The 24630-nt window shown below is 57.0% G+C and carries 24 protein-coding genes and 1 tRNA gene; 17 read left to right on the forward strand and 8 right to left on the reverse strand.

Annotated features, from left to right (window positions below):
* Window positions 1–332 precede the first annotated feature (332 nt).
* From ACR0EV_RS14340 to ACR0EV_RS14350, 3 genes are all read right to left on the reverse strand, one after another.
* The gene (locus tag ACR0EV_RS14340) at window positions 333–1121 is read right to left on the reverse strand and encodes a hypothetical protein (RefSeq protein ID WP_480800717.1); all 789 of its coding nucleotides are present in this window, start codon (window positions 1119–1121) and stop codon (window positions 333–335) included.
* Window positions 1122–1543: 422 nt separating this feature from the next.
* Window positions 1544–1633, reverse strand: a tRNA-Ser gene (locus ACR0EV_RS14345).
* A gap of 254 nt (window positions 1634–1887) precedes the next feature.
* Window positions 1888–2784 (reverse strand): MurR/RpiR family transcriptional regulator, encoded by an 897-nt coding sequence (locus ACR0EV_RS14350; protein ID WP_480800718.1) that lies wholly within the window; start codon window positions 2782–2784, stop codon window positions 1888–1890.
* 292 nt (window positions 2785–3076) lie between these two features.
* On the opposite strand from ACR0EV_RS14350, the gene ACR0EV_RS14355 reads away from it, so the two are divergent.
* The 5 genes from ACR0EV_RS14355 to ACR0EV_RS14375 are packed head-to-tail and all read left to right on the forward strand — an operon-like array spanning window position 3077 to window position 8252.
* Window positions 3077–4159, forward strand: a complete 1083-nt coding sequence (locus ACR0EV_RS14355) for an alcohol dehydrogenase family protein (RefSeq protein ID WP_480800719.1) — start codon at window positions 3077–3079, stop codon at window positions 4157–4159.
* On the forward strand, window positions 4156–4734 hold the full coding sequence (locus ACR0EV_RS14360) for a dimethylsulfonioproprionate lyase family protein (RefSeq protein WP_480800720.1): 579 nt from the start codon (window positions 4156–4158) through the stop codon (window positions 4732–4734). The genes ACR0EV_RS14355 and ACR0EV_RS14360 overlap by 4 nt, the downstream gene beginning before the upstream one ends.
* Window positions 4731–5837, forward strand: a complete 1107-nt coding sequence (locus tag ACR0EV_RS14365) for a mandelate racemase/muconate lactonizing enzyme family protein (protein ID WP_480800721.1) — start codon at window positions 4731–4733, stop codon at window positions 5835–5837. The genes ACR0EV_RS14360 and ACR0EV_RS14365 overlap by 4 nt, the downstream gene beginning before the upstream one ends.
* Window positions 5834–6940, forward strand: a complete 1107-nt coding sequence (locus tag ACR0EV_RS14370) for a mandelate racemase/muconate lactonizing enzyme family protein (protein ID WP_480800722.1) — start codon at window positions 5834–5836, stop codon at window positions 6938–6940. Before ACR0EV_RS14365 ends, ACR0EV_RS14370 begins: the two co-directional genes overlap by 4 nt.
* Before the next feature lie 40 nt (window positions 6941–6980).
* A complete protein-coding gene (locus ACR0EV_RS14375; protein ID WP_480800723.1) occupies window positions 6981–8252 on the forward strand; it encodes an aspartate aminotransferase family protein in 1272 nt (423 codons plus the stop codon).
* Window positions 8253–8470: 218 nt separating this feature from the next.
* On the opposite strand, the gene hemC is transcribed toward ACR0EV_RS14375, so the two are convergent.
* Window positions 8471–9436, reverse strand: a complete 966-nt coding sequence (gene hemC, locus ACR0EV_RS14380; RefSeq protein WP_480800724.1) for a hydroxymethylbilane synthase — start codon at window positions 9434–9436, stop codon at window positions 8471–8473.
* A gap of 106 nt (window positions 9437–9542) precedes the next feature.
* Here hemC and hemE point away from each other — a divergent pair, with 106 nt between their 5' ends.
* Window positions 9543–10577 carry a uroporphyrinogen decarboxylase gene (gene hemE, locus ACR0EV_RS14385; RefSeq protein ID WP_480800725.1) on the forward strand — a complete coding sequence of 345 codons (1035 nt, stop codon included), beginning with the start codon at window positions 9543–9545 and terminating at the stop codon, window positions 10575–10577.
* An 80-nt stretch (window positions 10578–10657) separates the two neighbouring features.
* Here hemE and ACR0EV_RS14390 read toward each other — a convergent pair whose 3' ends face one another.
* Window positions 10658–11746 (reverse strand): CaiB/BaiF CoA transferase family protein, encoded by a 1089-nt coding sequence (locus tag ACR0EV_RS14390; protein WP_480800726.1) that lies wholly within the window; start codon window positions 11744–11746, stop codon window positions 10658–10660.
* Between the two features lie 169 nt (window positions 11747–11915).
* Between ACR0EV_RS14390 and ACR0EV_RS14395 the strand changes: the two genes are divergently transcribed.
* The 7 genes from ACR0EV_RS14395 to uvrC all read left to right on the forward strand — a co-directional run bounded on the left by ACR0EV_RS14395 (window position 11916) and on the right by uvrC (window position 18599).
* Complete coding sequence (locus ACR0EV_RS14395) at window positions 11916–12845, forward strand: ABC transporter ATP-binding protein (RefSeq protein WP_480800727.1); 930 nt, start codon at window positions 11916–11918, stop codon at window positions 12843–12845.
* The gene (locus tag ACR0EV_RS14400; RefSeq protein ID WP_480800728.1) at window positions 12842–13603 is read left to right on the forward strand and encodes an ABC transporter permease; all 762 of its coding nucleotides are present in this window, start codon (window positions 12842–12844) and stop codon (window positions 13601–13603) included. The genes ACR0EV_RS14395 and ACR0EV_RS14400 overlap by 4 nt, the downstream gene beginning before the upstream one ends.
* Window positions 13604–13716: 113 nt before the next feature.
* Window positions 13717–14514 (forward strand): S49 family peptidase, encoded by a 798-nt coding sequence (locus tag ACR0EV_RS14405; RefSeq protein ID WP_480800967.1) that lies wholly within the window; start codon window positions 13717–13719, stop codon window positions 14512–14514.
* Window positions 14495–14686, forward strand: a complete 192-nt coding sequence (locus tag ACR0EV_RS14410; protein WP_253282532.1) for a hypothetical protein — start codon at window positions 14495–14497, stop codon at window positions 14684–14686. The genes ACR0EV_RS14405 and ACR0EV_RS14410 overlap by 20 nt, the downstream gene beginning before the upstream one ends.
* On the forward strand, window positions 14686–15645 hold the full coding sequence (locus tag ACR0EV_RS14415) for a calcium/sodium antiporter (protein ID WP_171184234.1): 960 nt from the start codon (window positions 14686–14688) through the stop codon (window positions 15643–15645). Before ACR0EV_RS14410 ends, ACR0EV_RS14415 begins: the two co-directional genes overlap by 1 nt.
* A gap of 21 nt (window positions 15646–15666) precedes the next feature.
* Window positions 15667–16446: an SDR family oxidoreductase gene (locus tag ACR0EV_RS14420; protein WP_480800729.1), complete on the forward strand. Its 780-nt coding sequence runs from the start codon at window positions 15667–15669 to the stop codon at window positions 16444–16446.
* 290 nt (window positions 16447–16736) lie between these two features.
* Entirely contained in the window at window positions 16737–18599 is a 1863-nt protein-coding gene (gene uvrC / locus ACR0EV_RS14425) for an excinuclease ABC subunit UvrC (RefSeq protein ID WP_480800730.1), read from the forward strand.
* On the opposite strand, the gene ACR0EV_RS14430 is transcribed toward uvrC, so the two are convergent.
* On the reverse strand, window positions 18596–19480 hold the full coding sequence (locus ACR0EV_RS14430) for a DMT family transporter (RefSeq protein ID WP_480800731.1): 885 nt from the start codon (window positions 19478–19480) through the stop codon (window positions 18596–18598). The genes uvrC and ACR0EV_RS14430 overlap by 4 nt on opposite strands.
* A 173-nt stretch (window positions 19481–19653) precedes the next feature.
* Here ACR0EV_RS14430 and pgsA point away from each other — a divergent pair, with 173 nt between their 5' ends.
* The 4 genes from pgsA (at window position 19654) to ACR0EV_RS14450 (ending at window position 22350) form a co-directional block, all read left to right on the forward strand.
* A complete protein-coding gene (pgsA, locus tag ACR0EV_RS14435) occupies window positions 19654–20322 on the forward strand; it encodes a CDP-diacylglycerol--glycerol-3-phosphate 3-phosphatidyltransferase (protein WP_480800732.1) in 669 nt (222 codons plus the stop codon).
* Between the two features lie 3 nt (window positions 20323–20325).
* Window positions 20326–20571, forward strand: a complete 246-nt coding sequence (gene moaD / locus ACR0EV_RS14440) for a molybdopterin converting factor subunit 1 (RefSeq protein WP_480800733.1) — start codon at window positions 20326–20328, stop codon at window positions 20569–20571.
* 3 nt (window positions 20572–20574) lie between these two features.
* Window positions 20575–21018, forward strand: coding sequence for a molybdenum cofactor biosynthesis protein MoaE (locus ACR0EV_RS14445; protein ID WP_480800734.1), 444 nt, complete (start codon window positions 20575–20577; stop codon window positions 21016–21018).
* Window positions 21019–21141: 123 nt separating this feature from the next.
* Window positions 21142–22350 carry a trans-sulfuration enzyme family protein gene (locus ACR0EV_RS14450; RefSeq protein ID WP_480800735.1) on the forward strand — a complete coding sequence of 403 codons (1209 nt, stop codon included), beginning with the start codon at window positions 21142–21144 and terminating at the stop codon, window positions 22348–22350.
* Window positions 22351–22371: 21 nt separating this feature from the next.
* On the opposite strand, the gene ACR0EV_RS14455 is transcribed toward ACR0EV_RS14450, so the two are convergent.
* Together ACR0EV_RS14455 and ACR0EV_RS14460 are read right to left on the reverse strand one after the other, a co-directional pair.
* On the reverse strand, window positions 22372–22692 hold the full coding sequence (locus ACR0EV_RS14455; protein WP_170446384.1) for a hypothetical protein: 321 nt from the start codon (window positions 22690–22692) through the stop codon (window positions 22372–22374).
* 1 nt (window position 22693) lies between these two features.
* Window positions 22694–24613: an OmpA family protein gene (locus tag ACR0EV_RS14460; RefSeq protein ID WP_480800736.1), complete on the reverse strand. Its 1920-nt coding sequence runs from the start codon at window positions 24611–24613 to the stop codon at window positions 22694–22696.
* Between the last annotated feature and the right edge of the window lie 17 nt (window positions 24614–24630).

Here is a 24630-nt window from a genome sequence, read left to right on the forward strand (position 1 = left end):
CAATTGATCCCCCGGATCAATTGCTTAACGTCTTCACCTCGTCAGGCTCATAACCTGAAGGCCAGAGGTTCAAATCCTCTCCCCGCAACCAGGTCGAATAATACCAAAACAGACCCTGCAGACTAAAATTGATACCCCGGATCAATCACCCGACCAACGCGAAATACGCCGGACCGCAGGGTCAAACCCTGCTCCCGAAACCAAAATCGGAAAAGCACGTTCAGACTAAAAACAGTCCACAAAACGAATTGATCAGCGATCAAGCTACGCAAAAAAATGTTCGGAATGCGGCGGGCGCGACATCGTTTGGTCATGTCGCAAGCGCTAAACGCTCAAAGGACCGGATATTGTGTCGGGTCTATCCCGTGACGTTTACAGACGACGTCAATGTAGCTTCCGTCAGGTGGTAATCCACCGTAATGCGCCCTCATGTTGCTTCTGGTTTCGCCCTGGAAATGATGGAACCGTACCCAATCGGGTTCGTAGTCGTCCAGACCGCGTTCGGGATCCAAAAAACCGCGGCGCGGAAAATACAAATGCCAGTGTTGGCCGCGACTGATCTCACCTGTCGCGCTCAGGGCCCAGCGGGTAACACTGGGGCCGGTTGTCGTCCAGGGTAGGTCATACAGCGTAAAACGATCTCCCGCCTGGTATCGGTCTACCAGCTTCTGTGTGCGTTCTGGTCCAAGCCAAAATGGAAATGGCACATCAGATTCCAAGAAGTTGATGATGAGTTTCAGGGCCAGTGAGGCTTTAGGAAGACGTAGAACGCAATTGTTCATCGAGTTGTTGCGCCTAATCAAACCGAACAGGTAATCGGACTTCACTTGCAGCGGATTTACGCAATAGATGTCAAGATCGACCCAGACATAATCGGTTTTTTGCATCAGGTAGATTCGGAACACATCCGAATACACGGCGGCTCGTTTGCGTGATGCATCAAGCTGGTCGATCTTGCCCACGCTATAAATCTCGCGGGCGTCATGGACGATGACACCGTCCGGGACATCAATATTCAAATCCAGGACATAGAGATGATATGTGTAGCCATGGTCGAGAAAGGACTGAATACAGACCCGTTCCACGCACGAGAGCGGTTGTCCGTACCAAAAACTCGCCACCTCAAAATCCAAAACAACATTCCCTTTGCAACGGCTTGATACAGTGTCTCTACCGAAGGGATTTGGAGGTCGTCAACGACCGGATGATGCTTGTGGATCGATGTGTTTTATTGTCCACATTTAAATTGGTTTTTGCGCTGATGTGCTGAGCGAGGCGAATAGAGTTTTATGATCAAAAGGAACTCTAATTGGGTTCCAAAAACTTCTGCCAGGCAAGTCGGATTAACTCAAATTCGGGCCACCTTTGGCGCATATCTCATCATTGCAGTCCATGTAGATCCTGCCCCACAAGTTCCTGAATCCTTGGACGACGTAAATTCCATCTTAGATGACTGTGCCTCTTCATCTAATTGCGGGTTCATCAGACAACGGTGAAAAGCTTTGCCCAGCTAAGCTTTTACCGCATGATGCCAATAAGTTGATGGCGGAGACGAAGGGATTCGAACCCTCGAGACGGTTTCCCGCCTACTCCCTTAGCAGGGGAGCGCCTTCGACCACTCGGCCACGTCTCCGCCGACGGGTATATCCTTGCAAACGCTGGAAATACAAGGCCATTTGTCGACGGTTTGACAGTTTTATTGAATTTTCCGGAAATCCTTGAAATTGCTTGGATTCACGTGGCACATGTTGAATCTCGACGCAATTCGCACCTTGTTTTTCAATCTGCGCATCGCCAAGGCGTGCCAAAACTCGAGCCGAAAGCATAGTGCGTGCAACCTGAGTCTCGCGAAATCCGCCGATCACAACCTGTGTCAACGGAACCGGTTCAACGAGGCCATTCGGGTTCAGCCGCGTAGATGCCAAGCTGATGGCGGCGGCGGTGGAAACGCTCGACGCGTTCGACGATCTCGTCGCTGGATACGGCAATCACAAAAGACAGCAGGGTTTCAAGCAACGCTATGGTTGAAACGGATGACGGGAAGAATTGGGGCGTATCTGCAGATACAACGAACCCGTGATGCGCGTTCAGGATGACAGGGCTGGCCGGGCTGTCCGATATCCCCACAACCGTCAGGCCCTGTTGCCGCGCCAGCTTGATCGCTTCGATCACTTCGGTGCGGTAAGGGTGACAGGTGATTGCGATTAACACATCCTGTTCATCAGCCCATGCCAGATCATCGACCGGTGTGGATCCGGGGCGTGGAATGGCGTGAAACTGTTTCATTCCGGTGGAGGCCAGGTAAGTGAAATTGCGCGCGTTTGAGTTGTTTACGCCCACGCCCAAAGTGAAAATCTGCCGACAATTCCAGATATCTTCTGCAGCCGATTTCAAACGCTCTGCGTCAATACCTGCAAAGGTTTCTTCGATGTTCTGTATCGCTGCACCGATCATGTCGGCGTAAAGCGTACCCAGCTCTCCGGACTTTCCGATGTCTTGCAGCCAACGGGCGCGGTCCGGAAACGAGATTTGACCCTTGCGGATCGCGTCACGAAACGGTTCGCGGAAATCGTCATATCCGTCAAAGCCAACCTGCCGGGCCATGCGTACAAAGGTGTTGGGCTTAACCTTTGCAGCCTCGGCAATTTCGCGCACGGTCGAAACCCCAACATCGGTTGGGTTTTCCAAAACATACCGTGCAGCTTTTTGCGCTTCGGGGGTGAGGGCGTCCCACTCTTCAGTCAGGCGGTTCAGGACAGCTTGGGATACGTTTGTGTCATTCATGGTTGACGATGGTACAAATGTGAAATTAGCGTGTCGAGCAGAAACGCGACTCGCGATAAGGAACGATCATGTCCGCGAACGAATTGCCATCACTCTCGCATGCGGTGATCGCAGACTATGACTAATTTGCCATGAACGTGAAGCGGATTGAGCACGGATACAACTGTGCTTGCGAATTAACCTCCGAGCCAGCCAACGCAAGGCGCATTGCGCGCGCTGGTAGGACGTTTTTGATTGGGGGCATTGCTCTGACAAATACGCCCCGCACTGACGCAACATTGGAGACCGCTCAATGAGCTTGCCTGAAACAATGAAAGCTATGGTGACAATGGGCCACGGTGGCCTGGAACAGATGGTTCTACATGACAACTGGCCGCGCCCCGAACCACAGATTGGGGAAGTGTTGATTAAGGTCGCGGCCTGTGGGCTGAACAATACCGACGTCAATACGCGCTCAGGCTGGTATTCCAAGACAGTGACCGACGCAACGACTGGCGGCGCGTTTGAAGAGGTTGGAGAAGACGACCCTACCTGGGGCGGCAACCCGATCACCTTCCCACGGATTCAGGGGGCCGACATTTGTGGACACATCGTGGCAGTGGGTGAAGGTGTCGACCCCCGGCGCATAGGTGAGCGGGTCATTACCGATGGCTGGTTACGCGATCCAAACGATCCCGAAAATATGAATAAGACCGGCTATTACGGTTCAGAGCGCGATGGCGGGTTCGCAGAATATGCGACGACGCTTGCGGTCAATGCCGTGCCGATCACGTCAGATCTGTCGGACGCTGAACTGGCCACTTTCTCATGTTCCTATTCCACGGCCGAAGGCATGCTGACCCGTGCCAACGTAACCGACCGGGACACGGTTCTTGTGCCCGGAGCATCGGGCGGCGTTGGCGGTGCCCTTGTCCAGTTGGCAAAACGGCGTGGCGCGCGTGTCATCGCGATGGCATCCGAGGCCAAACACGCAGATGTCGCCGAGCTGGGTCCGGATGTCATTCTGCCGCGCGCACCTGAGAACCTGCGCGATGCCATAGGCGACGAAAAGATCACAGTGGTCGCGGATGTGGTTGGTGGGTCGTATTGGCCAAACCTGATCGACATTCTGGAACGTGGCGGTCGCTATACCTGTTCTGGCGCGATCGCCGGACCGATGGTCGAGTTTGATCTGCGCACCTTCTATCTGCGCGACCTGACCTTTACAGGCTCGACCGTGATTGACCCGCAGGTGATGCGAAACCTTGTCGGCTACATTGAAGCTGGTGAAATCAAACCTGCCTTGGCCGCCACATATCCTTTGGAGGAATTGCGTGAGGCGCAAGCAGCGTTCATTGCCAAAGAGCACACCGGCAATATCGTGGTGATACCATGACGCTTGAAGACGTTTTAGCGGCGGCGCGGCAGCTGCATCAGGCACACCCTGAGCTGTCGGCCTTTAGCGCTTGGCCCTCTGATCTGTCTGCCGCAGTGACAGAACCAGTTCACATCCCAGCGGCAGATCTGGTGCAGGGTTTCGGTCTGCGGGGGAGTGAACTGGTTCAACCGCTCATTGACGCTATCAAAACAACTACCCATCTGGCCCATTGGAAACAGACCTACACCGAGGAAGAGGTTGGGGCGGATTTTCTCAACCGATACGGCTATTATGAGCTGTTTGGTCCGACCGGCCATTTCCACTCGGCGCAATTGCGCGGCTACATCGGATATTGGGGCGCTGGCCTGAACTATGACTGGCACAGCCATCAGGCAGAAGAGATCTATTTGACGCTGGCGGGTGGTGCCCTGTTCAAGGTCGAAGGGGACGAGACTTTTGTTGGCCCTGACCAAACAAGGCTGCATTCCAGTTGGCAAAGCCATGCCATGATCACAACGGATCAACCGATCCTGACCTTTGTGCTGTGGCGTGGCGATGGGATGGGCGATTTACCAAGAATGGATGCCAAATGAAAATCACACGAATTCGAGTTTTTCAGACAAAATTGCCTTACGTCGGCGGTGTCTATGTCTGGGGCGCAGGGAATGCCATTGAGACGGCCATCACATCGGTCGTGGTCATAGACACTGACGCAGGGTTGCAAGGCTGCGGCGAGTTTTCTCCCTGCGGCGACAATTACATGGTCGCCCATTCAGAGGGTGTGCCAGCATTGGCGCGGTTGGTTGCTCCGAAATTACTGGGGGAAGACCCCCGGCAGGTGGCGCGGATCGAGCAGTTAATGGATCATCTTGTGCAAGGCCACGGCTACGCTAAAGCCCCATTCGATGCGGCGTGCTGGGATATTCTGGGTCAGGCGTGTGATCAGCCGGTTTGGATGCTGATGGGCGGCAAGCTGACGGACGGTGCGCCGATGTATCGGGTCGCGCCGCAGAAGGCGTTGGATGAGACTGTGGCAGAAATGGATGCCTACCGCGATCAGGGCTACCGCCAGTTTCAGGTCAAAGTCGGAGGCGACTGGTCCACTGATATTGACCGGATCCACACCACGGTCCCTCTGTTGAAACCGGGTGAAAAGGCGATGGCCGATGCAAATCAGGGATGGCGCGTTGACAATGCGATCCGAGTGGCGCGGGCGACACGCGATCTGGATTTCATCCTCGAACAACCCTGCCGCACCTATGAGGAATGCCAACAGGTGCGCCGCGTGGCCGAGCAACCGATGAAACTGGATGAGTGTGTAACAGGCATCCACATGGCGCAGCGGATCGTTGCGGATCGTGGGGCCGAGATCTGCTGTCTGAAGATTTCGAACCTGGGTGGCATCAGCAAAGCGCGGCGCGTGCGGGACTATCTGGTCGACAACCGCATCCCAGTGGTCAGCGAAGATACATGGGGCGGCGAGATCACGACGTCTGTAGTGGCACATTTCGCGGCCTCGACACCACCTGAATACCTGCAGAACACAACGGATCTGATGAACTATAACACCAGATCAACCGGCATCGGTGGACCAACGGCAAAGGACGGCAAGCTCTTTGCATCGGACACGCCCGGACTGGGCGTAACACCTGATTTTGAAAGCCTCGGCGCGCCGGTGGCGGAGTACACACTATGAAGATCAAGACCGTAACCGTTTATCACGTGGACCTGCCGTTAGAGCATCCCTATTGGCTGTCTGGCGGTCGGCTGAAGTTCGAAACGCTTGATGCGACGATTGTGAAAATCGAAACTGACGCCGGGCTGGTTGGCTGGGGTGAGGGCACCCCTTGGGGGCACACCTATGTTCCTGCCCACGGACCAGGCATTCGCGCTGGCATCCAGACGATAGCCCCTTTCATTTTGGGTCTCGACCCGCGCAAGGTTTTGGATGTGGAGCGGGCGATGGATCTGGCCTTGCCCGGGCATCTTTATGCCAAAAGCCCGATCGACATGGCCTGTTGGGACATTGCCGGTCAGGCAGCGGGCCTGCCCATTGCCGATCTGATGGGGGGCGGGTCGCGCACGCCGCGCCCGATTGCTTCCTCGGTAGGAGCAAAAACTGTCGAAGAGACCCGAGAGGTAATGGAGCGTTACCGCAGCCGTGGTTACATCGCGCATTCGGTAAAGATCGGCGGGAACGTCGAACGTGACATCGCGCGTGTCCGCGATGTGGAAAGCATTCGGCGACCGGGTGAGATTGTCCTCTATGATGTAAATCGCGGTTGGACGCGGCAACAGGCCCTGCGGGTGATGAGCGCGTGCGAAGACCTGAACGTTATGTTCGAACAGCCGGGTGAGACGTTGGACGATATTGCGGCGATCTCGGGGTTGCATGCTTCACCGGTGTCCGTAGATGAAACTCTGGTGACTTTGCAGGATGCCGCCCGGATTGCCCGCGAGGGTATTGCCGAGATATTCGGGATCAAACTGAACCGCGTTGGTGGTTTGACCAAGGCCGCGCGGATGCGGGATATCGCGTTGGCCCATGGTATCGATATGTTTGTAATGGCAACCGGCGGCACGGTTCTGGCAGATACCGAGGCGTTGCATTTGGCGGCCACGATCCCGGATGACAATTGCCATGCGGTATGGGCTTGTCAGGACATGATCACCGTCGACATTGCGGGCGGGCGTGGGCCGCGCAATATTGACGGCCACCTGCACTTGCCTGAAACTCCGGGGCTGGGTGTGCACCCTGATGAAGACGCGCTGGGGAATCCTGAAGCTGTGTACCAATAAGGTTCGCGCCGGCGTTCTGTGATGACGGAGACCACGTGACATGTTGAAGATCAACACTCAATCCGAATGGATCAACCGCGCAAGGGCTGTATTGCCAGCGGGCGGGTTCGGCAATTTCGACCCAGGCATCGTCATCGCTCGGGGCGAAGGCAGTCGTGTCTGGGACGAAGACGGTAACGAATATGTCGACTTTCTGATCGGATCAGGCCCCATGTTGCTGGGGCATGGCCACCCTGAGGTGATGGAGGCGGTGCTGGAACAGCTTCCGCACGGCATGACCTTCTTCGCCAATAACAGCAAGGGAATCGAACTGGCCGAAGCGATTGTCCAAGCCGTTCCCTGCTGCGAACAGGTGCGTTTTGTTGCATCCGGTGGCGAAGCTGACATGTATGCCATCCGACTGGCGCGCGCCTTCACTGGGCGCAACAAGATCCTCAAGTTCGAGGGCGGGTACCACGGGATGAGCGCCGAAGCGCAAATGAGTCTGGCGCCCAGCCGTCGGGTCAATTTCCCTCAAGCCGTGCCCGACAGTGCCGGGATCCCAGACAGCGTCGCCGAACAGATGCTGATTGCGCCGTTCAATGATCTTGAGGCTGTTGCGGCCCTTTTGGACGAACATGACGATGTGGCGGCGATCATGGTCGAGCCGTTGCAGCGGATCATTCCACCCCTGCCAGAGTACCTGCAAGGGCTGAGGGATTTGTGCGACAAACACAATGTCTTGCTGATCTTCGATGAAATCGTCACCGGGTTCCGTCTGGCATATGGCGGGGCGCAGGAACGTTATCGTGTGACCCCGGACATCTGCACGTTGGGCAAGATCACGGGTGGCGGGTTTCCTTTGGCCGCTTTGGGCGCGAGCGCCGAGATCATGAAGCACTTCGACAAATCGAAAGTCGGCGAAGACGGCTGGCTGATGCAATTGGGCACTTTGTCAGGCAATCCTGTCGCTTCGGCCGCAGGATTGAAGACGATGGAGATTCTGCGCCGTGACGGGGCGTATGACCGTCTGCGCAGCATCGGTCGACAGCTGCAAGACATGCAGACCGAGGCACTGAACGAAGCGGGCATTCCGCATCGGATTTGCGGGGATGAAACCTTGTTCGACATCTACTTCACCGAAGGTGAGTGCCGCGATTACCGAAGCGCCCGCCATGACGATCCAGCACGTTACACAACCTATGGCGCTGCATTGCGGGCGCACGGCGTGTTCAAAGCCCCGGGCAAGCTGTACCCGTCTCTGGCGGTGACCGACGTCGATCTGGACAAGACCCGAGAGGCCGTGCGTCACGCGGTTGCTGCAATTTCCTGAGTGTAGCTTGAATTAAAAACGGGTCGCCGTTGGTTACAACCGCGACCCGCCACCTTTGGAAGTCGGGGGCCAGCCTCGCCCCCTCGAATACTAATTAAATCACCGCAATCTGAAAACTTTTCGATACTTTCGAGACTGACCCGACTTCCTGGTTGGTATGTCACCTTAATGCCTGAAGAAATTACCTTCTACAGTGACCCAGTTCACATTAGGCGAATTTATTTTGATTTTTTCCAATCGAATAAATCCGGGCCTGCTTGCGCAAGCAGGTCTGCAGCCATCGCGCGGGCCATTTCCGGCCCGTCTTCTACGGGGGCTGTCATATCCCGGTTGGCGGTTTCAGTTCCGTCTGGCCGCAAAACCTCGCCACGCAGCCTGAGAGTGCCGCCATCAAGCTCGGCCAGACCCGCGATCGGTGTTTCACATGACCCGTCCAGCGCATCCAGCAAGGAACGTTCGGCGGCCAGCCGTTGGCCGGTTTCCGCGTGATGTATCGCCTCAAGCATCTTTGCCGCACGCATGTCGTCGCTGCGCCGTTCAATGCCGATGGTGCCTTGCGCGATGGCGGGCAGCATATCATCGGGGGAAATGGCGTTGGCCGGGACATCATCCATACCCAGGCGGCGAATACCGGCCATCGCCAAAAAGGTGCAATCTGCCACGCCATCTTCCAGCTTTTTCAGCCGCGTCTGCACGTTTCCGCGAAATTCGACAACCTTCAGATCAGGGCGACGGCTCAGCAATTGTGCCCGACGGCGCAGCGAGGAGGTGCCCACAACGGCCCCCTCGGGCAGATCGTGGATGGAACCCAGGCGCGGGGAGATAAATGCATCCCTTACGTCTTCACGTGGCAGGAATGTATCCAGCACCAAACCGTCTGGCTGTGCGACTGGCATGTCTTTGGTCGAATGCACGGCGATGTCGATTTCCGCGCGAAGCATCGCTTCTTCGATTTCTTTGGTGAATAGGCCCTTGTTGCCAATCTCTTTCAGCGGCCGATCAGCATCGATCATGGCGCGATTGTCGCCCGTGGTTTTGATCACAACGATCTCGAATGCGTCTTCGGGCAGGTCGAAGGCATCACTCAGGCGTTGGCGTGTTTCATGGGCCTGCGCCAGCGCAAGCGGAGAACCACGGGTGCCGATTCTGAGGGGCGATGCGGGTGTGGGCAAATTCACAGTCATGCTCACAGCTTTAGTCGCGTCACATTGCCCTGACAATGGGGGCTAAGCTTGACAAATTGCCGCCGAAGGACGACCCGTTGCCAAAAGCGGATGACTGGGGGCAAAAATGGCCGAGACAAAGAAACTGCTGCGCGCTTTGGCGGGTGAGGTGCAGGACGTGCCGCCGATCTGGATGATGCGCCAGGCAGGCCGGTATCTGCCCGAATATCGCGCCACCCGCGCCCAGGCCGGTGATTTTCTGTCCTTGTGTTATAACCCAGAGCTTGCCGCCGAAGTCACGTTGCAACCAATCAGGCGATATGGGTTTGATGCGGCGATCCTGTTTGCCGATATCCTGCTGGTGCCGCAGGCTTTGGGCGCGGATCTGTGGTTCGTGACCGGTGAAGGCCCGCGCCTGTCGACCATCACGCAGCAATCCGATTTTGACATGTTGAAGCCGGTCGACGCGCTTCATGAAACACTGTCGCCCGTTTATGAAACGGTGCGCATTCTGTCACAGGAATTACCGTCGGAAACCACTCTGATCGGGTTTGCTGGCGCGCCGTGGACGGTGGCCACCTACATGATCGCCGGACGCGGTACGCCGGATCAGGGCCCTGCGCACGCATTGCGTGAAGGAAACACCGCGCTGTTTGAGGCACTGTTGGATCGCATCACCGCCGCGACGATTGAGTACCTGTCCGCGCAAATCGAAGCCGGGGCCGAGGTGGTCAAGATCTTTGACAGTTGGGCGGGGTCCTTGAAAGGTGAGGCGTTCCCAAAATACGCGGTCGAACCGTGCCGGGTGATTACTCAGGCCATTAAGGAACGCCATCCAGGCATTCCGGTCATTGGATTCCCGCGTGAGGCGGGCGATGGGTATATCGGATTTGCCAAAGCAACCGGTGTGGACTGTGTTGCGCTGGACAATTCGGTGTCGCCGGAATGGGCGGCCGAGCATGTGCAGGTAGATGGCTGTGTACAAGGCAATCTGGCCTCGTCCCATATGGTGACGGGCGGGCAGGCGCTGGTAGATGAGACGCGGCGCATTGTCGAAGCGTTCTCGAAAGGGCCGCATATCTTCAACCTGGGGCATGGGATCACGCCGGATGCTGATCCCGAAAACGTGCAGTTGATGATCGACACGGTGCGTGGGCGGTAAACCGGCGAAAGGGGCCAGCCCCCTTTTTGGCCTGCGGCCAATTCATCCCCCGAGGTATTTTTGGCCAGATGAAGCGCGGATCAGCGCGGAGCATCAAGCTCGGCGAGGATTTCCTTTGTGTGCTCTCCGCGTGTGGGGCTGGGACTTGGCTGCCATTGATGGTTTGAAAATCGCGGCGCGGCTGCGGATTGCAGGGTGCCGTCGACGTCTTGCCAGCTGTTGCGATGGGTGTTCATAGGGTGATCCAGCGCCTCTTGCGGGCTGAGCACCGGGGCGACGCAGGCATCCGTGCCTTGGAACAGGGCAACCCAATGGTCGCGGGGTTTACTGGCGAAGATATCAGTAAGGCGTTGTGTCAGGTCGGGCCAGAGTGTGCGGTCATATTGGTTCTGGAATTTGGCGTCTGTGGCGAGACCGAGGATCTGCAAAAACTGAGCGTAGAATTTGGGTTCCAGGCATTGAACCGTGATGAAGCCATCATCGGCGCAGGTATAGGTGCGGCTCCAGTACGGGCCGTCCAGAAGGCTTTCGCCGCGCGTTTCGGACAGATTGCCGGTTTGGCGCATGGTCATCAGAAGGTTCATCATATTGGCTGAACCGTCATAGATTGCAGCATCAACAACTGTGCCTTCACCAGTGCGTTGCGCATGGATCAGACCTGCCAGAACACCTGCGACCAGATACATGGAACCACCGCCAATATCGCCCACCAAAGTTGCCGGTGTCTGCGGGGGTTGGCCGGGATGAGAGGCATACCAGAGCGCGCCGGACAGGGCGATATAGTTCAGGTCGTGTCCAGCTGTATTGGCCAAGGGACTATCCTGACCCCAGCCGGTCATGCGCCCATAGACCAGCTTTGGGTTGCGGGCCAGGCAGGGGTCGGGGCCAAGGCCCAGCTTTTCCATCACACCGGGGCGGAAGCCTTCGATCAAGGCATCTGCGGTGCCGATCAAACGCAAAGCGGTTGCCAGGTCATCCGGGTCTTTCAGGTCAAGCGCGATGGAACGCTTCCCGCGATCCAAAAGTGAGCGTTCTGGCATCCCGGGTGTGACGGCACCGTTCTTGCGATGAATGGTTATCACATCAGCGCCCAAATCGGCGAATTGCATGGCGGCAAACGGACCGGGGCCCAGCCCTTCGATTTCGACGACACGAATTCCTTTTAGCATCTGCACCCTCCGTTTCGGGCAGAGTTTGCGAGCTGGCTGCGGATTGCAAGGCGGATGTTTAGTGGTGCAGATCGTCGCCTTTAAGGCAGATGTGTATCAAACGATGTTGAATTGACCTGTTATACCCAGGTTCGGCGCGATAGGGTCCACGCCAGAACGGGGAACGGATATGACGACAATTTTGTCCATCAGAGATCTGCGCAAGTCTTACGCCGATGGGTTTGAGGCGCTGAAAGGTGTGTCTTTGGACATTGAAGAGGGTGAGATTCTTGCCCTGTTGGGGCCAAACGGTGCCGGAAAGACAACCTTGATCTCGACCATCTGCGGGATCACCACCCCGAGTTCAGGCGAGGTCACGGTGGGAGGGCATGACATTCAGGCCGATTACCGCGCTGCGCGCAGGATGATCGGGCTTGTGCCGCAGGAAATTGCGCTGGAACCGTTTGAGAAGGTCTGGAACACGGTGCGCCTGTCGCGGGGGTTGTTCGGGCTTGGCAAAAACAATGCGCGGATCGAAGAAATTCTGCGGAAACTGTCCCTTTGGGACAAGCGCGACAACGCGATCAAGGAGTTGTCCGGCGGTATGAAACGTCGGGTGCTTATCGCCAAAGCACTGGCCCATGAACCCCGCGTTCTGTTTCTGGATGAACCCACTGCCGGTGTGGATGTCGAACTGCGTAAAGACATGTGGGAAATCGTGGCCGAGCTTAAACAGGACGGGGTCACCATCATTCTGACCACCCACTACATCGAAGAGGCCGAAGCCATCGCAGATCGTGTCGGGGTCATCGACAAGGGTGAGCTGCTGTTGGTGCAGGACAAGGACGCGCTGATGGCGCAGATGGGTAAAAAGCAGATTGAGGTCATGCTGACAGAGCCAATCGTGCAAATCCCTGACAGTCTTGCGCTGCACAATCTGACCCTGAACGGTGCGGGGGATGTCTTGATTTACACCTATGACACACACGCAGATCGCACGGGTATCACGACATTGCTGAATGACGTGTCGCAAGCCGGGTTGATCTTGCGGGACGTACAAACACGTCAATCGAGCCTGGAAGAGATTTTCGTCAACCTTGTATCCGGAGAAATGGCATGAACTGGACTGCAATTGCTGCCATCTACCGGTTCGAAATGACCCGGTTCTTCCGCACCCTCGCGCAAAGCTTTTTCTCGCCGGTTCTGTCCACGTCGTTGTACTTCGTGGTCTTTGGCACGGCTATCGGCAGCCGCATTCAGGAAGTCGAAGGCGTCTCATATGGTGCGTTCATCGTGCCGGGGCTGATCATGCTGTCGGTGGTGATGCTGTCGATTTCGAACGCGTCTTTCGGGATATATTTCCCGAAGTTTCTGGGCACCATCTACGAGCTTCTGTCCGCGCCGGTCAATTTCATCGAGATCGTGATCGGATATGTAGGTGCCGCAGCTACCAAGGCGCTGTTTGTGGGTTTGGTGATACTGGCAACCGCCACCTTTTTTGTGGATATTCGGATTGAACATCCCTTTGCCATGGCTGCGTTCCTGATCCTGTCCTGTCTTAGCTTTTCTTTGCTGGGCTTCATCATTGGGATCTGGGCCAGCAATTTCGAACAGATGTCGTTGGTGCCGCAACTTGTGGTGACGCCCCTGATCTTTCTGGGGGGTACGTTTTATTCGATCTCAATGCTGCCGCCGCTGTGGCAGACCATCACATTGTTCAATCCGGTCGTTTATCTGATTTCGGGTTTCCGTTGGTCTTTTTACGGGCTGGCCGATGTGCCGATTGTCTTTAGTCTGCTGGCCATTCTGGCTTTTACAGGTGTTTGTCTGGCGGTCATTGGCTGGATCTTCAAAACCGGTTGGCGCATACGCAACTGACTGTTCTCGGGCGTTGCATTTTTGCCCACCGAGTGTGGGAATTTGGTTCACGTCGCGTTTAAGGCCGGATGAGTCCCTTGTTTACGGGTTGGGGGCACTCTACATCGGCACCCATGAAACTCAGCCTGCCGTTTGTCAAAAAGCACCCCTGCGTGGCCGTTGTCCGCCTGTCCGGCGCCATTGGAATGGCGGGGCGTGGGGCGTTGAACGATACGACCCTGGCCCCGGTTCTGGAAAAAGCGTTTCGCAAGGGAAAACCCGCCGCCGTGGCGATTGAGCTCAATTCCCCGGGCGGGTCCCCTGTGCAAAGTTCTCTGATCGGTGCCCGTATCCGGCGTTTGTCGGAAGAGCTGGACGTGCCCGTTATCGCCTTTGTCGAGGATGTTGCTGCCTCGGGTGGGTATTGGCTGGCTGCCGCTGCGGACGAGATCTGGGCCGATGACAGTTCGGTTCTGGGCTCGATCGGAGTGATCTCGGCCGGGTTTGGCGCGCATGTCTTTCTGGCGCGGCAAGGGTTTGAACGGCGCGTGCACACGGCAGGCCAGTCGAAATCCATGCTGGATCCGTTTGCACCAGAAAAGAAAGAGGATGTGGCCCGCCTGCAAGGTTTGCTGGGGGATATCCACGAAAACTTCATCGCGCATGTCAAAGCGCGCCGCGGTGACAAGCTGGATGGCAGTGCAGATTTGTTCACCGGCGAGGTTTGGCTGGCGCGCCGCGCGCAAGAATTGGGCCTGATTGATGGCATCGCTCATCTCAAGCCGAAGATGCAGGAACGCTTTGGCGACAAGGTCAAGTTCCGCCGATATGGTGTGCGCAAACCGATCTGGTCGCGTTTTGGGGCCAGCCTCGCACAGGATGCTATCGCCGGATTAGAGGAGCGTGCAGCATATGCGCGTTTCGGTTTGTGACGTGATCATCAAGGCCGTCACCCTTTTCCTGATTGCCATGGGCGTATTGGCAATGTTCGGTAAGCTTCGCTTTCCCGGACAAAAGAAATTGAGTTCGGCGAAATGTCCGCGCTGCGGTCGGTATCGTATCGGCAAAGGCCCCTGCGCCTGCGAAAAAGGAGGCCGGACTTGATTACCACATGGCTGTTGTCCGGTCTGGGCCTGTTGATTCTGCTGCTGGCAGGCGACGCCCTTGTGCGTGGTGCCGTGAACCTGAGCCTGCGCCTTGGCGTTCCGGCGTTGATCGTCAGCCTGACGATTGTGGCATTCGGGACGTCCGCGCCTGAGCTTTTGATTGCAATCAGCGCTTTGGAAGAGGACGCGCCTGGTATCGCGCTGGGCAACGTGGTCGGATCAAACACGGCGAATATCCTGCTGGTTCTGGGCCTTCCCGCGCTGCTGGCGACTTTACACACCAGTGAGTGCAACAGCCGCAGGAACTATGTCTTCATGCTGATGGCGACGGTTTTGTTCATTGGTTTGGCATTTTTGGGAACGTTTACTTTCTTCAGCGGCCTGATCTTGTTGGCAGCGTTGGGTCTTGTTCTGATGAACGCCTTTCGCGAGGCAAAAGCCCATCGCAAAGCCTGCGGTGAGGCATGCGTGGATGAAGAGCTTGAGGGGCTGGAAGAAGCAGATCCTGACATGCCGTATTGGAAGGTATCTGTTTTCTTGATCCTCGGGCTGATTGGTCTGCCGATGGGCGCGCATCTGTTGGTGGACAATGCAACGGTCATCGCACGCAACTATGGTGTCAGCGAAACGGTCATTGGTTTGACGTTGATTGCCGTTGGAACGTCTTTGCCCGAATTGGCGACAACAGTTATGGCCGCGTTGCGCAGACAGGCCGACGTTGCGCTGGGTAACGTGATCGGTTCGAACATGTTCAACCTTTTGGCCATCATCGGGATCGCAACCTGGTTTGGTCGTATCCCGGTTGATCCCGAGTTCCTGCAATTCGACCTTTGGGTCATGCTGGGCGCATCGCTGCTGCTGATACCGTTTGTATTCTTCAAACAAGATATCTCGCGCATCTGGGGGTTGGTGTTGACTTTCCTTTATGTGCTTTATGTCACCGTATTGCTGGTGTGATCTGACAAAACGAGGTGAAGCATGACCCGAGCTTTAGTGACCGGTGCCGGTATTCGTCTGGGCCGGGCCATGGCGCTGTATCTGGCGGGTCGTGGGTATGACGTGGCGGTGCATTACGCCACTTCAGAACAACCGGCGCAGGAAACTGTCGAAAAGGTGCAGACCCTTGGGCGGCACGCGGTGGCATTGCAGGCCGATTTGCTGGATGAAACTCAGGTTCAGGCGTTGTTGCCCAAAGCGGCTGAGGCGCTGGGCGGACCGATCACTTGTCTGGTGAACAACGCCTCGATCTTTGAATACGACAATATCCATACTGCAACCCGCCAAAGCTGGGACCGCCATCTCGACAGCAATCTGCGTGCGCCATTCGTGCTGACGCAGGCCATGTCTGAACAGGGATTGGCCGCCGGTATGGACGAAAACAACGAGCCCTTGGCCGCGGGCTTGATCGTCAACATGGTCGATATGCGAGTCCGAAAGCTGACGCCAGAATTCATGTCCTACACAATCGCGAAAATGGGGCTGTGGGCCCTGACCCGAACGGCCGCTCAGGCCCTGTCACCTGATATTCGGGTCAACGCGATCGGTCCGGGCCCGACGGTTCAGGGGCATCGCCAAAGCGAACAGCATTTTCAGGCGCAACGGTCGAACACGGTGCTTGAGCGGGGCTCCAACCCGTCGGACATAACCGCTGCGCTGGGGTATTTTCTGGATGCACATGCAGTCACAGGGCAATTGCTCTGCGTTGATGGGGGGCAGCACTTGGGATGGAAAACGCCTGACGTGCTGGGCGTAGAATAAGCAATTTTGCCGCAAGTTTTGCACCGCTCTCAATCCTGTTACTTACGCGTTACAAAAATGTCTTTTTTTTCATACACTTGCTAAGTGATGGAAAAAATATCATTTATTTACATATACTTACAATATTGCCCATTTTTTGTGCAAATCAAGGAAGAGGCAATGAAACAAGGGGATTCCCGATCCAGCAGAAACTTATCTTCACACTTATCCACAGAAGTCGTGGATTTGTTTCCTCTTGATTTGAGGCGCCTGAGATTGCAGCCAGTCCAAGAGAATCATATCAAAAGCCCATGACCACCCACAGCGACTCCTCTCAGACCGGTTACGCCTGTATTCAGCGTTATGTGAAAACGCTGGACAGTTCGCCCGGTGTGTATCGGATGCTGGACGCAGACAGTCGTGTTCTTTACGTGGGCAAAGCGCGCAACCTGAAGGCGCGGGTGTCGAATTACACACGCCCGGGGCATTCCGGCCGGATCGAAAAGATGATCGCTTCGACCGCCTCGATGATGTTTCTGACCACCCGGACCGAGACCGAGGCGCTGTTGCTGGAGCAGAACCTTATCAAGCAGCTCAAGCCGAAGTACAACGTGCTTTTGCGCGACGATAAAAGCTTCCCCAATATTCTGGTCGCAAAAAGCCACGCCTTTCCGCAGATCAAAAAGCATCGCGGGGCAAAGAAAGAGAAGGGTGCCTATTTCGGCCCGTTCGCCAGTGCCGGTGCGGTGAATCGGACACTGAACCAATTGCAAAAGGCGTTCCTGCTGCGCAACTGCTCGGATTCCATGTTTGACAGCCGAACGCGGCCTTGTCTGCTCTATCAGATCAAACGCTGTTCAGGGCCCTGTGTCGGTTTGATCTCGGAAGAGGCATACCGCGAAAGCGTCAAGGACGCTGAACGTTTCCTGTCTGGCCGGTCCACCAAAGTGCAGGAGGATCTGGCCGAGCAGATGATGGCTGCGTCCGAGGCGATGGAGTTCGAACGCGCCGCCGGTCTGCGGGATCGCATCCGGGCGCTGACGCAGGTGCAGACGTCCCAGGGCATCAACCCGCGCGGCGTGGCCGAGGCGGATGTGATCGGCCTGTATATGGATAGCGGTCAGGCTTGTGTGCAGGTGTTCTTCATCCGCGCCAACCAAAATTGGGGCAACAAGGATTTCTATCCACGGGTCGGCCCCGATGTGTCCCCGGCTGAGGTGATGGAGGCGTTCCTTGGCCAGTTCTACGACAACAAGGAACCGCCCCGGCAGCTGATCCTGTCGGACGGAATCGAAAACGCTGATCTGATGCAGGAGGCCCTGACCGAGAAAGCAGGCCGCAAGGTGGAAATCCTGGTGCCGCAACGCGGTGAGAAGCAGGAGCTGGTGGCAGGAGCCCTGCGAAATGCGCGCGAGTCATTGGCTCGTCGCATGTCAGAAAGCGCGACGCAGGCCAAACTGCTGCGCGGGGTGGCCGAAGCGTTTGATCTGGATGCGCCGCCTGAACGGATCGAGGTTTACGACAACTCGCACATTCAAGGCACCAACGCCGTAGGCGGCATGATCGTGGCAGGGCCCGAAGGCTTCATGAAGAACGCCTATCGCAAGTTCAACATTCGAGGCGAAGACCTGACACCTGGCGATGATTTCGGCATGATGAAAGAGGTGCTGAACCGTCGTTTCACCCGGTTGCAAAAGGAAGACCCAGATCGGGACAAAGGGCTCTGGCCCGATCTGTTGCTGATTGATGGCGGTGCAGGGCAGGTGAGCGCCGTGCACGAAATCATGCAGGCCCATGGGGTCGAAGACATTCCTATGGTTGGCGTTGCCAAAGGGGTCGACCGCGATCACGGCAAGGAAGAATTCCATAGGACCGGTCAGCGCCCCTTTGCCCTGAAGCGCAACGACCCGGTGCTGTATTTCATCCAACGCTTAAGGGATGAGGCGCATCGGTTCGCCATCGGCACCCATCGCGCGAAGCGGGCAAAGGCGGTCGGGGCCACGCCGTTGGACGAAATTCCCGGAGTAGGGGCCGCGCGCAAACGTGCCTTGTTGACGCATTTCGGCAGCGCCAAGGCGGTCAGCAGGGCCAATCTTGCTGATCTGAAAGCAGTCGAGGGGATCTCGGCCGGGCTGGCCCAGAAGGTTTACGATTTCTTCCACGACAAGGGCTAGGCGCGTCGTCCACGCCACAGGATGTACAGTCCCGAAGCCACAATGAGCGCGCTGCCGATCCACATGGTCGGATCGAGGCTTTCACCGAACATGACCACGCCCAAGCCGATGCCGAATAACAGGCGGGTATAACGGAATGGTGTCACAGCGGACACTTCGCCCGTGCGCATGGCCTTCATCAGCGAGGAATAGGCCAGAACGCCCATCAGCACCGCGCCGGTCAGATGCAGACTGGTATGCAGATCAATCGCAACCATCGGCGCGCCTTCCCAAAACCGATAGGCGAGCCCTGCAACGATGATGCTGATAAATCCGTAGAACCCTAGAACCTCGGTTCCCAGCGTGGCAGGTGCTGCGCGACTGGCCAGATCGCGCCCGGCAAATCCCAGCATACCCAGGACGGCCAGTACCGACAGCAGCGAAAAGCTGTCGCCGGTGGGTTGCAGGATGACGACGACACCGATCATTCCGACGAAAATCGCGCTCCACCGCCGCCAGCCGACGGATTCCCCGAAGAACATCGCAGCACCCGCAACCACGACCAGTGGCGTGGCTTGCAGGATCACCGTGGCCGAAGACAAAGGGGTCAGCGCGATCGCCAGAACATAGAACAACCGACCAAAGACCTCGAATAGCACCCGAACTTTCATCGGGCGGGACAGGACATCGGGATGCAGCAAGTTTTGCCCACGCGCCAATGCCACCGCCGCAAAGATCACCGAGCCGCCCACGCCAAACAGCACCAGGACTTGCCAGATCGGAAGTACGGCCGAAGCTGCTTTCAGCAAAGCGTCCTCCAGCGCAAAGCCCGCCATTGCGGCGATCATCCAAAGGCTACCAATCATGTTCGACCGGGCGTCGGTTTGAATATGCGCTGTCATCTGGTGCTTTCTAATTGGACTTGCGCGGCAATCTGACGGTAAAGCCAGAAAAGGCCAAGAGGTACAACTCTGAGACGTCAGGCCTGCGGCGCTTTGACCAAGCGTTTGGACGTGGTGCAGTTTTTTGTTTGATTGGCTTTTCTGTCCTGCGGCGTCGATATAGGGTCCAAGCCATGAAGTGGAACTTGCCCAATATTCTGACTGTGCTGCGCCTGCTGGCGGCACCCGGTCTGGCCGTCATGTTTTTGTACTTTACCCGGCCATACGCGGATTGGTTCGCTTTGATCCTGTTCCTGTCGGCGGCCATTACGGATTGGTTCGATGGGTATCTTGCCCGCGCGTGGAAGCAGGAAACCAAGATCGGAGCAATGCTGGACCCCATTGCCGATAAGGCGATGGTGGTGATCGCACTTATGATCCTCGTTGGTTACTCGCAAGACAGCTGGACCCCGTGGCTGGTACTGCCCGCCACCGTGATCCTGTTTCGCGAAGTGTTCGTCTCGGGCCTGCGTGAATATTTGGGTGATGTGGCAGGGACGCTAAAGGTTACAAAACTGGCCAAGTGGAAGACCACAGCTCAGATGATCGCCATCGCGGTTCTGTTTTCGCAAGGTATCTTTGAACACTATGCCGTTATGGCGAGCTTCGGAATGGATGCTGAACTGGTCGAGCAGATCATCACGGGACAGGTTGAAGACGTGAACCATCTGCGCTGGAATGTCGAAGGCATGTATTGGGCTGGTCAGATTGGGCTGTGGCTGCTGTGGATTGCTGCGACGCTGACATTGATCACCGGCTATGACTACTTACGTAAAGCCATGCCGCATCTGAAGGAGAGCTAAGCGATGGATGTGCTGTACTTTGCATGGGTGCGCGAACGCATCGGTTTGCCAAAGGAAAAAGTCGAAACCAGTGCAGCCACGGTCAGCGATCTGGTGGCTGAGCTGAGCGCAAGGGAAGAACGTTACGCTGCAGCTTTTGCCGATTTGTCGGCCCTGCGCGTGGCATTGGATCAGGAGCTTTCTGATTTTGATGCCTCACTGGCCGGTGTGCGTGAGGTAGCATTTTTCCCACCGATGACAGGTGGTTAAGCGATGAAGATTGCCGTTCAGGAAGAGGCATTCGATTTGGGCGCTGAGGCCAACGCCTTTGCCGCTGGGGATGATGCCAACGGTGCCATCGTCACCTTCACCGGCGTCGTACGCGATCTTGCAAGCGGTGATCTGGATGTGATGGAGATCGAACATTATCCGGGCATGACCGAACGTGCCCTGACCAAGATAGCGCAAGAAGCCAAGGATCGCTGGTCATTGGGCGATGTATTGGTGATCCACCGCCATGGCCGCCTGGCTCCGGGCGACAGAATCATGATGGTGGCGACCGCAGCGCCGCACCGCAAGGATGCGTTTGAGGCGGCTGAATACCTGATGGATTACCTGAAATCCCGCGCCCCGTTCTGGAAGAAAGAAGTCACTGGAACCGGTGCAGAATGGGTTGCTGCCAAGGACGAAGACGAGGACGCACTAACCCGGTGGTGAGATAGGCCCGCCACCGCAATAACGCGGTGGTCGTTTTTGAACCTAATAAGGCTCAATATTCCTCTAGACGTCAGCATCAGAGCTTGCGCTAAATCCGAGCAACCGGATCAAGAGGACAACCCCATGCAAAACGATTTGAGAAACAAGGGTCTTGCGACGCGCGCAATTCATGCGGGTGAAGAACCGGACCCGACCAATGGTGCATCTGCACCGGCTTTGCATATGTCATCGACTTTTGTCACCGGTCAGGTGGCAGGGTTCTCGGCCCATGATCTCGAGGAAGAGGCCCCTTACCTTTATGGGCGCTGGGCCAACCCCAACGTGCGAACGCTTGAAACCAAAATCAGCGTCTTGGAAAGCACCGAGGATTGTATTTGTCTGGCGTCGGGTATGGCCGCTGCAACTGCGATTTTCCTGACGTTCCTGTCCGCCGGGGATCACGTGATCGTCTCTGACGTGTCTTATGCGGGTGTGGCCGAGCTGGCGCGGGATACGCTTCCGCGCTTGGGGATCGAGGTCAGCACCGTCAACATGTCTGATCTGGCTGCGGTGTCAGCGGCAATCAGGCCAAACACACGGCTGATACATACGGAAACACCGGTAAACCCAATCGGTCGCCTGACCGATCTGGCTGCAGTGTCAGCCATTGCACAAGATGCCGGGGCGTTGTTGTCCTGTGATGCCACCTTTGCGTCTCCGCTTGGTCAACCCAGCAAAGATTTGGGCGTCGATCTGATCATGCACTCCGTGACCAAGTTCATAGGCGGGCATGGTGACGCCATCGGCGGAGCGGTAGCGGGCCGCAAAGAGTTGATCGGGAAGATCCGCAACGAGTCGGCCATTCATCACGGCAGCATCATGTCACCGTTCAACGCGTGGATGATCGCCCGGGGCATGGCTACTTTGCCGCTTCGAATGCAGGCACATCAGGCGGGTGCCATGGCGGTTGCCGAATGGCTTGAAACACGCGGGGCCGTCACCAAAGTTGTGTATCCGGGCCTGAAATCACACCCACAGTACGAACTGGCACAGCGGCAGATGCGGAATTCATCCGGTATGATCACCTTTCAGGTGGGCGACAATGCCACCGGAGAAGCACTGGCACAGCAGATGATCGACAATCTGAAGATCGCCCATTACGCCGTGTCACTGGGCCACCATCGCAGTCTGATCTTCTGGATGGGAACAGAGGCTTTGATGCAGACCTCATTCCGTTTGGAAGGGGCGCAGCTGCAAAGCTACCGGGATTACGCCGGGGATGGTGTATTCCGGCTGTCGGTTGGTCTGGAAGATCCCGAAGACCTGATCACGGATCTTGCGCAGATACTTTGACCCGATCATGTCGCGGGCGCGTCAGTCAGCGTTGTTGATCCGCCCGCGCAATTCTTCTGCCTCTTGCCGCGCGGCACGCAGGCCGTCCATGGCGGCGGCCAGCTCAGCCTCGGTCTGGGTCAGTTGATTGGTCAGCTCTGCCTCGCGCTGCTGCAGATAGGTGATGGCCTGATCGCGGGTCTCTTCGGCCTCGTGCAGTTCCTGACTCATCCGGTCCAGATCGGCCACATCGCTTTGGCGGACGCGGGACAGGCGGTGGGCCAGCCAGTTGGCAAACCAGCCCATGCAGAATGCGGCAAACAGAATGATGGCCGTGGCGATGATGAATTCTATTCTGTTCAACTTACTGGTCCTCTGCATCCGCATCTGATGCGGTCGTGTCGGTCTGGTCTGCTTCAGGCGCGTCTGCCTCTGCCTCAAGCGCTTCGAGACCTGTTTCGTCGGCCTCAACAGGCTCGGGGCGGATCAGGCGGAATTCAATGCGACGGTTTTCTTCCCGACCTTCTTCGGTGTCGTTATCCGCGATGGGCTGCGTTTCGCCGTATCCGACTGCTGTGTAGCTGCTGGTGGGAATGCGACGCCCGCGCAGTTCGTTCAGGATGGACTGGGCCCGCGCCTGACTGAGCTGCTGGTTCATCTCTTCACGACCCTGGCTGTCTGTATGACCCTGAATCTCCAGCCGAATGGGGCCGCAGTCCCGCAGGATGTCTGCGATCTGGTTTACGGTATCGCGTGAATCCGACGCGATCGTAGCCGATCCGGGTTCGAAGGCGATTTTACTGGACGCCTGGACTTCAGCGATCTGTTGTTCACAGACTTCCGGGTCGGGCAGGGCGTCTTCGGGTTCCGGCGGCGGCTGATAGGTGATCATCAGAGTGAATTCCTGCCCCTCGCCCAGCTTATCCGACAACTGACCTGCGATACGGGCCTTGGCGTCTTCTTCGTGGCTGAGGCCGGTCAACTCCACGGTATCAGGCGTCACGGTCAAGGCGCCGTTGTGCAGCTGCGCCAATGCTTCCAGCCCGGCCAGAACACGGACGGGCCAGTCCGAGGGCAGATCGGTCACGATGCGGGTGGCAGTGTAAACTTGATTGGACCCAAACGCGGCCCGGGCATAGCTGTCGACCATGTCGCGCAGGGTTTCATCGCCCAGACGCCCGCGCAGCTGCACGAGGCCTTCGGGGCTGCGGGTGGCCGAGAACTCAACCGGGCCGGACGCATCCGTGTCTTCGGGTTCCGGCAACACGGCGTGGAGTGCAAACACAGGCGGTAAGGCGGTTTCAAGTTCACCCACCACCCTGTCAAAAATGGCAGGATCCGTTCCTTGGGCTGCGACCAGTGTAATATCGGCATCTGACAGTGTGACAGTTCCCTTGCCAATTTTTGACAGGGCCTGAATGCCCTGCACGGCGGCTTCGGGCCAGCGTGGAGAAGGCTCGCCCAGGCCAATTGTGCAGGTATAGGTGCCCTGCAACCCTGCATCACGTGCGGCGGCCACGATCCGGTCGCGTGCCTTTTCATCCTGCGCGGAACAGGCATCAAACTGACCGCCGTCTTCGTCGATCAAGAAGCGCAGGGTGAATGGTGTGATGACTGGGCGTGGCGCCGAGATTGCCAATCCAATTCGCAGACTGGTCGGCGCGGCACGCGTCAACTCTTGCTCGAGCCGTTGTTTTTCGTCCTGGCTATCTGCAATCGCGGTGATTTTGACCAATCCCGAACTGGCGGAGATCTTGGCGCGAGGCAGGCGTGCCAAGGCTTCGATGGCGAAGGACATCGCGGCATCCCAGCCGTCGGGCTTGGGATAATCTGCCGTTTCCATCAAATCTGAAACTGCAACGCTTCGGTCCAGGTTACGCAACCGGTCGATCAGGTCGGCCCTGTCCTCGCTGGCGGGAATCAGACCGATGATCGAGATGCCGCTGTCGTTGCGCAGGATCTCTGCTGAAAAGCGTGGGGGGGCCAGGGCTGAGGTGGCCTCGACCTCCATTTCGTCGATCACACGGGATGTGTCGACCTCGGTACCTGCAGCGGTCAGCGCGTTGAATCGGGTGGCTTCATCCGGCGCGGTGCCCGTCAGAACCACACGAAGCCCGTCGGATTCGACCTCGGCCCAGTCATGTCCTTTGAGGTCCAGTGATCGACGCACAGCGAATTCGGAAGTCTCTTCGATCTTTGTAACAGCGTAGCTGGCGGCCACGAGGGACAGTCCGGCCGAGACCAGAAAAATCAGCAAAACAGCGATAAAGTACGGCAGACGCATGCTTGGGTTCGACACTC

Source organism: Ruegeria sp. CF8, from assembly GCF_056537285.1.

Bases quoted from the DNA above. Each gene is read 5' to 3' on its own strand.
- ACR0EV_RS14375 (WP_480800723.1), top strand. From the start codon at position 6,981: ATGTTGAAGATCAACACTCAATCCGAATGGATCAACCGCGCAAGGGCT.
- ACR0EV_RS14400 (WP_480800728.1), top strand. From the start codon at position 12,842: ATGAACTGGACTGCAATTGCTGCCATCTACCGGTTCGAAATGACCCGG.
- ACR0EV_RS14430 (WP_480800731.1), bottom strand. From the start codon at position 19,480: ATGACAGCGCATATTCAAACCGACGCCCGGTCGAACATGATTGGTAGC.
- ACR0EV_RS14460 (WP_480800736.1), bottom strand. From the start codon at position 24,613: ATGCGTCTGCCGTACTTTATCGCTGTTTTGCTGATTTTTCTGGTCTCG.
- ACR0EV_RS14370 (WP_480800722.1), top strand. From the start codon at position 5,834: ATGAAGATCAAGACCGTAACCGTTTATCACGTGGACCTGCCGTTAGAG.
- hemE (WP_480800725.1), top strand. From the start codon at position 9,543: ATGGCCGAGACAAAGAAACTGCTGCGCGCTTTGGCGGGTGAGGTGCAG.
- ACR0EV_RS14355 (WP_480800719.1), top strand. From the start codon at position 3,077: ATGAGCTTGCCTGAAACAATGAAAGCTATGGTGACAATGGGCCACGGT.
- ACR0EV_RS14395 (WP_480800727.1), top strand. From the start codon at position 11,916: ATGACGACAATTTTGTCCATCAGAGATCTGCGCAAGTCTTACGCCGAT.
- ACR0EV_RS14450 (WP_480800735.1), top strand. From the start codon at position 21,142: ATGCAAAACGATTTGAGAAACAAGGGTCTTGCGACGCGCGCAATTCAT.
- ACR0EV_RS14405 (WP_480800967.1), top strand. From the start codon at position 13,717: ATGAAACTCAGCCTGCCGTTTGTCAAAAAGCACCCCTGCGTGGCCGTT.
- ACR0EV_RS14410 (WP_253282532.1), top strand. From the start codon at position 14,495: ATGCGCGTTTCGGTTTGTGACGTGATCATCAAGGCCGTCACCCTTTTC.
- pgsA (WP_480800732.1), top strand. From the start codon at position 19,654: ATGAAGTGGAACTTGCCCAATATTCTGACTGTGCTGCGCCTGCTGGCG.
- hemC (WP_480800724.1), bottom strand. From the start codon at position 9,436: ATGACTGTGAATTTGCCCACACCCGCATCGCCCCTCAGAATCGGCACC.
- ACR0EV_RS14445 (WP_480800734.1), top strand. From the start codon at position 20,575: ATGAAGATTGCCGTTCAGGAAGAGGCATTCGATTTGGGCGCTGAGGCC.
- ACR0EV_RS14360 (WP_480800720.1), top strand. From the start codon at position 4,156: ATGACGCTTGAAGACGTTTTAGCGGCGGCGCGGCAGCTGCATCAGGCA.
- ACR0EV_RS14390 (WP_480800726.1), bottom strand. From the start codon at position 11,746: ATGCTAAAAGGAATTCGTGTCGTCGAAATCGAAGGGCTGGGCCCCGGT.
- ACR0EV_RS14420 (WP_480800729.1), top strand. From the start codon at position 15,667: ATGACCCGAGCTTTAGTGACCGGTGCCGGTATTCGTCTGGGCCGGGCC.
- moaD (WP_480800733.1), top strand. From the start codon at position 20,326: ATGGATGTGCTGTACTTTGCATGGGTGCGCGAACGCATCGGTTTGCCA.
- ACR0EV_RS14350 (WP_480800718.1), bottom strand. From the start codon at position 2,784: ATGAATGACACAAACGTATCCCAAGCTGTCCTGAACCGCCTGACTGAA.
- uvrC (WP_480800730.1), top strand. From the start codon at position 16,737: ATGACCACCCACAGCGACTCCTCTCAGACCGGTTACGCCTGTATTCAG.
- ACR0EV_RS14365 (WP_480800721.1), top strand. From the start codon at position 4,731: ATGAAAATCACACGAATTCGAGTTTTTCAGACAAAATTGCCTTACGTC.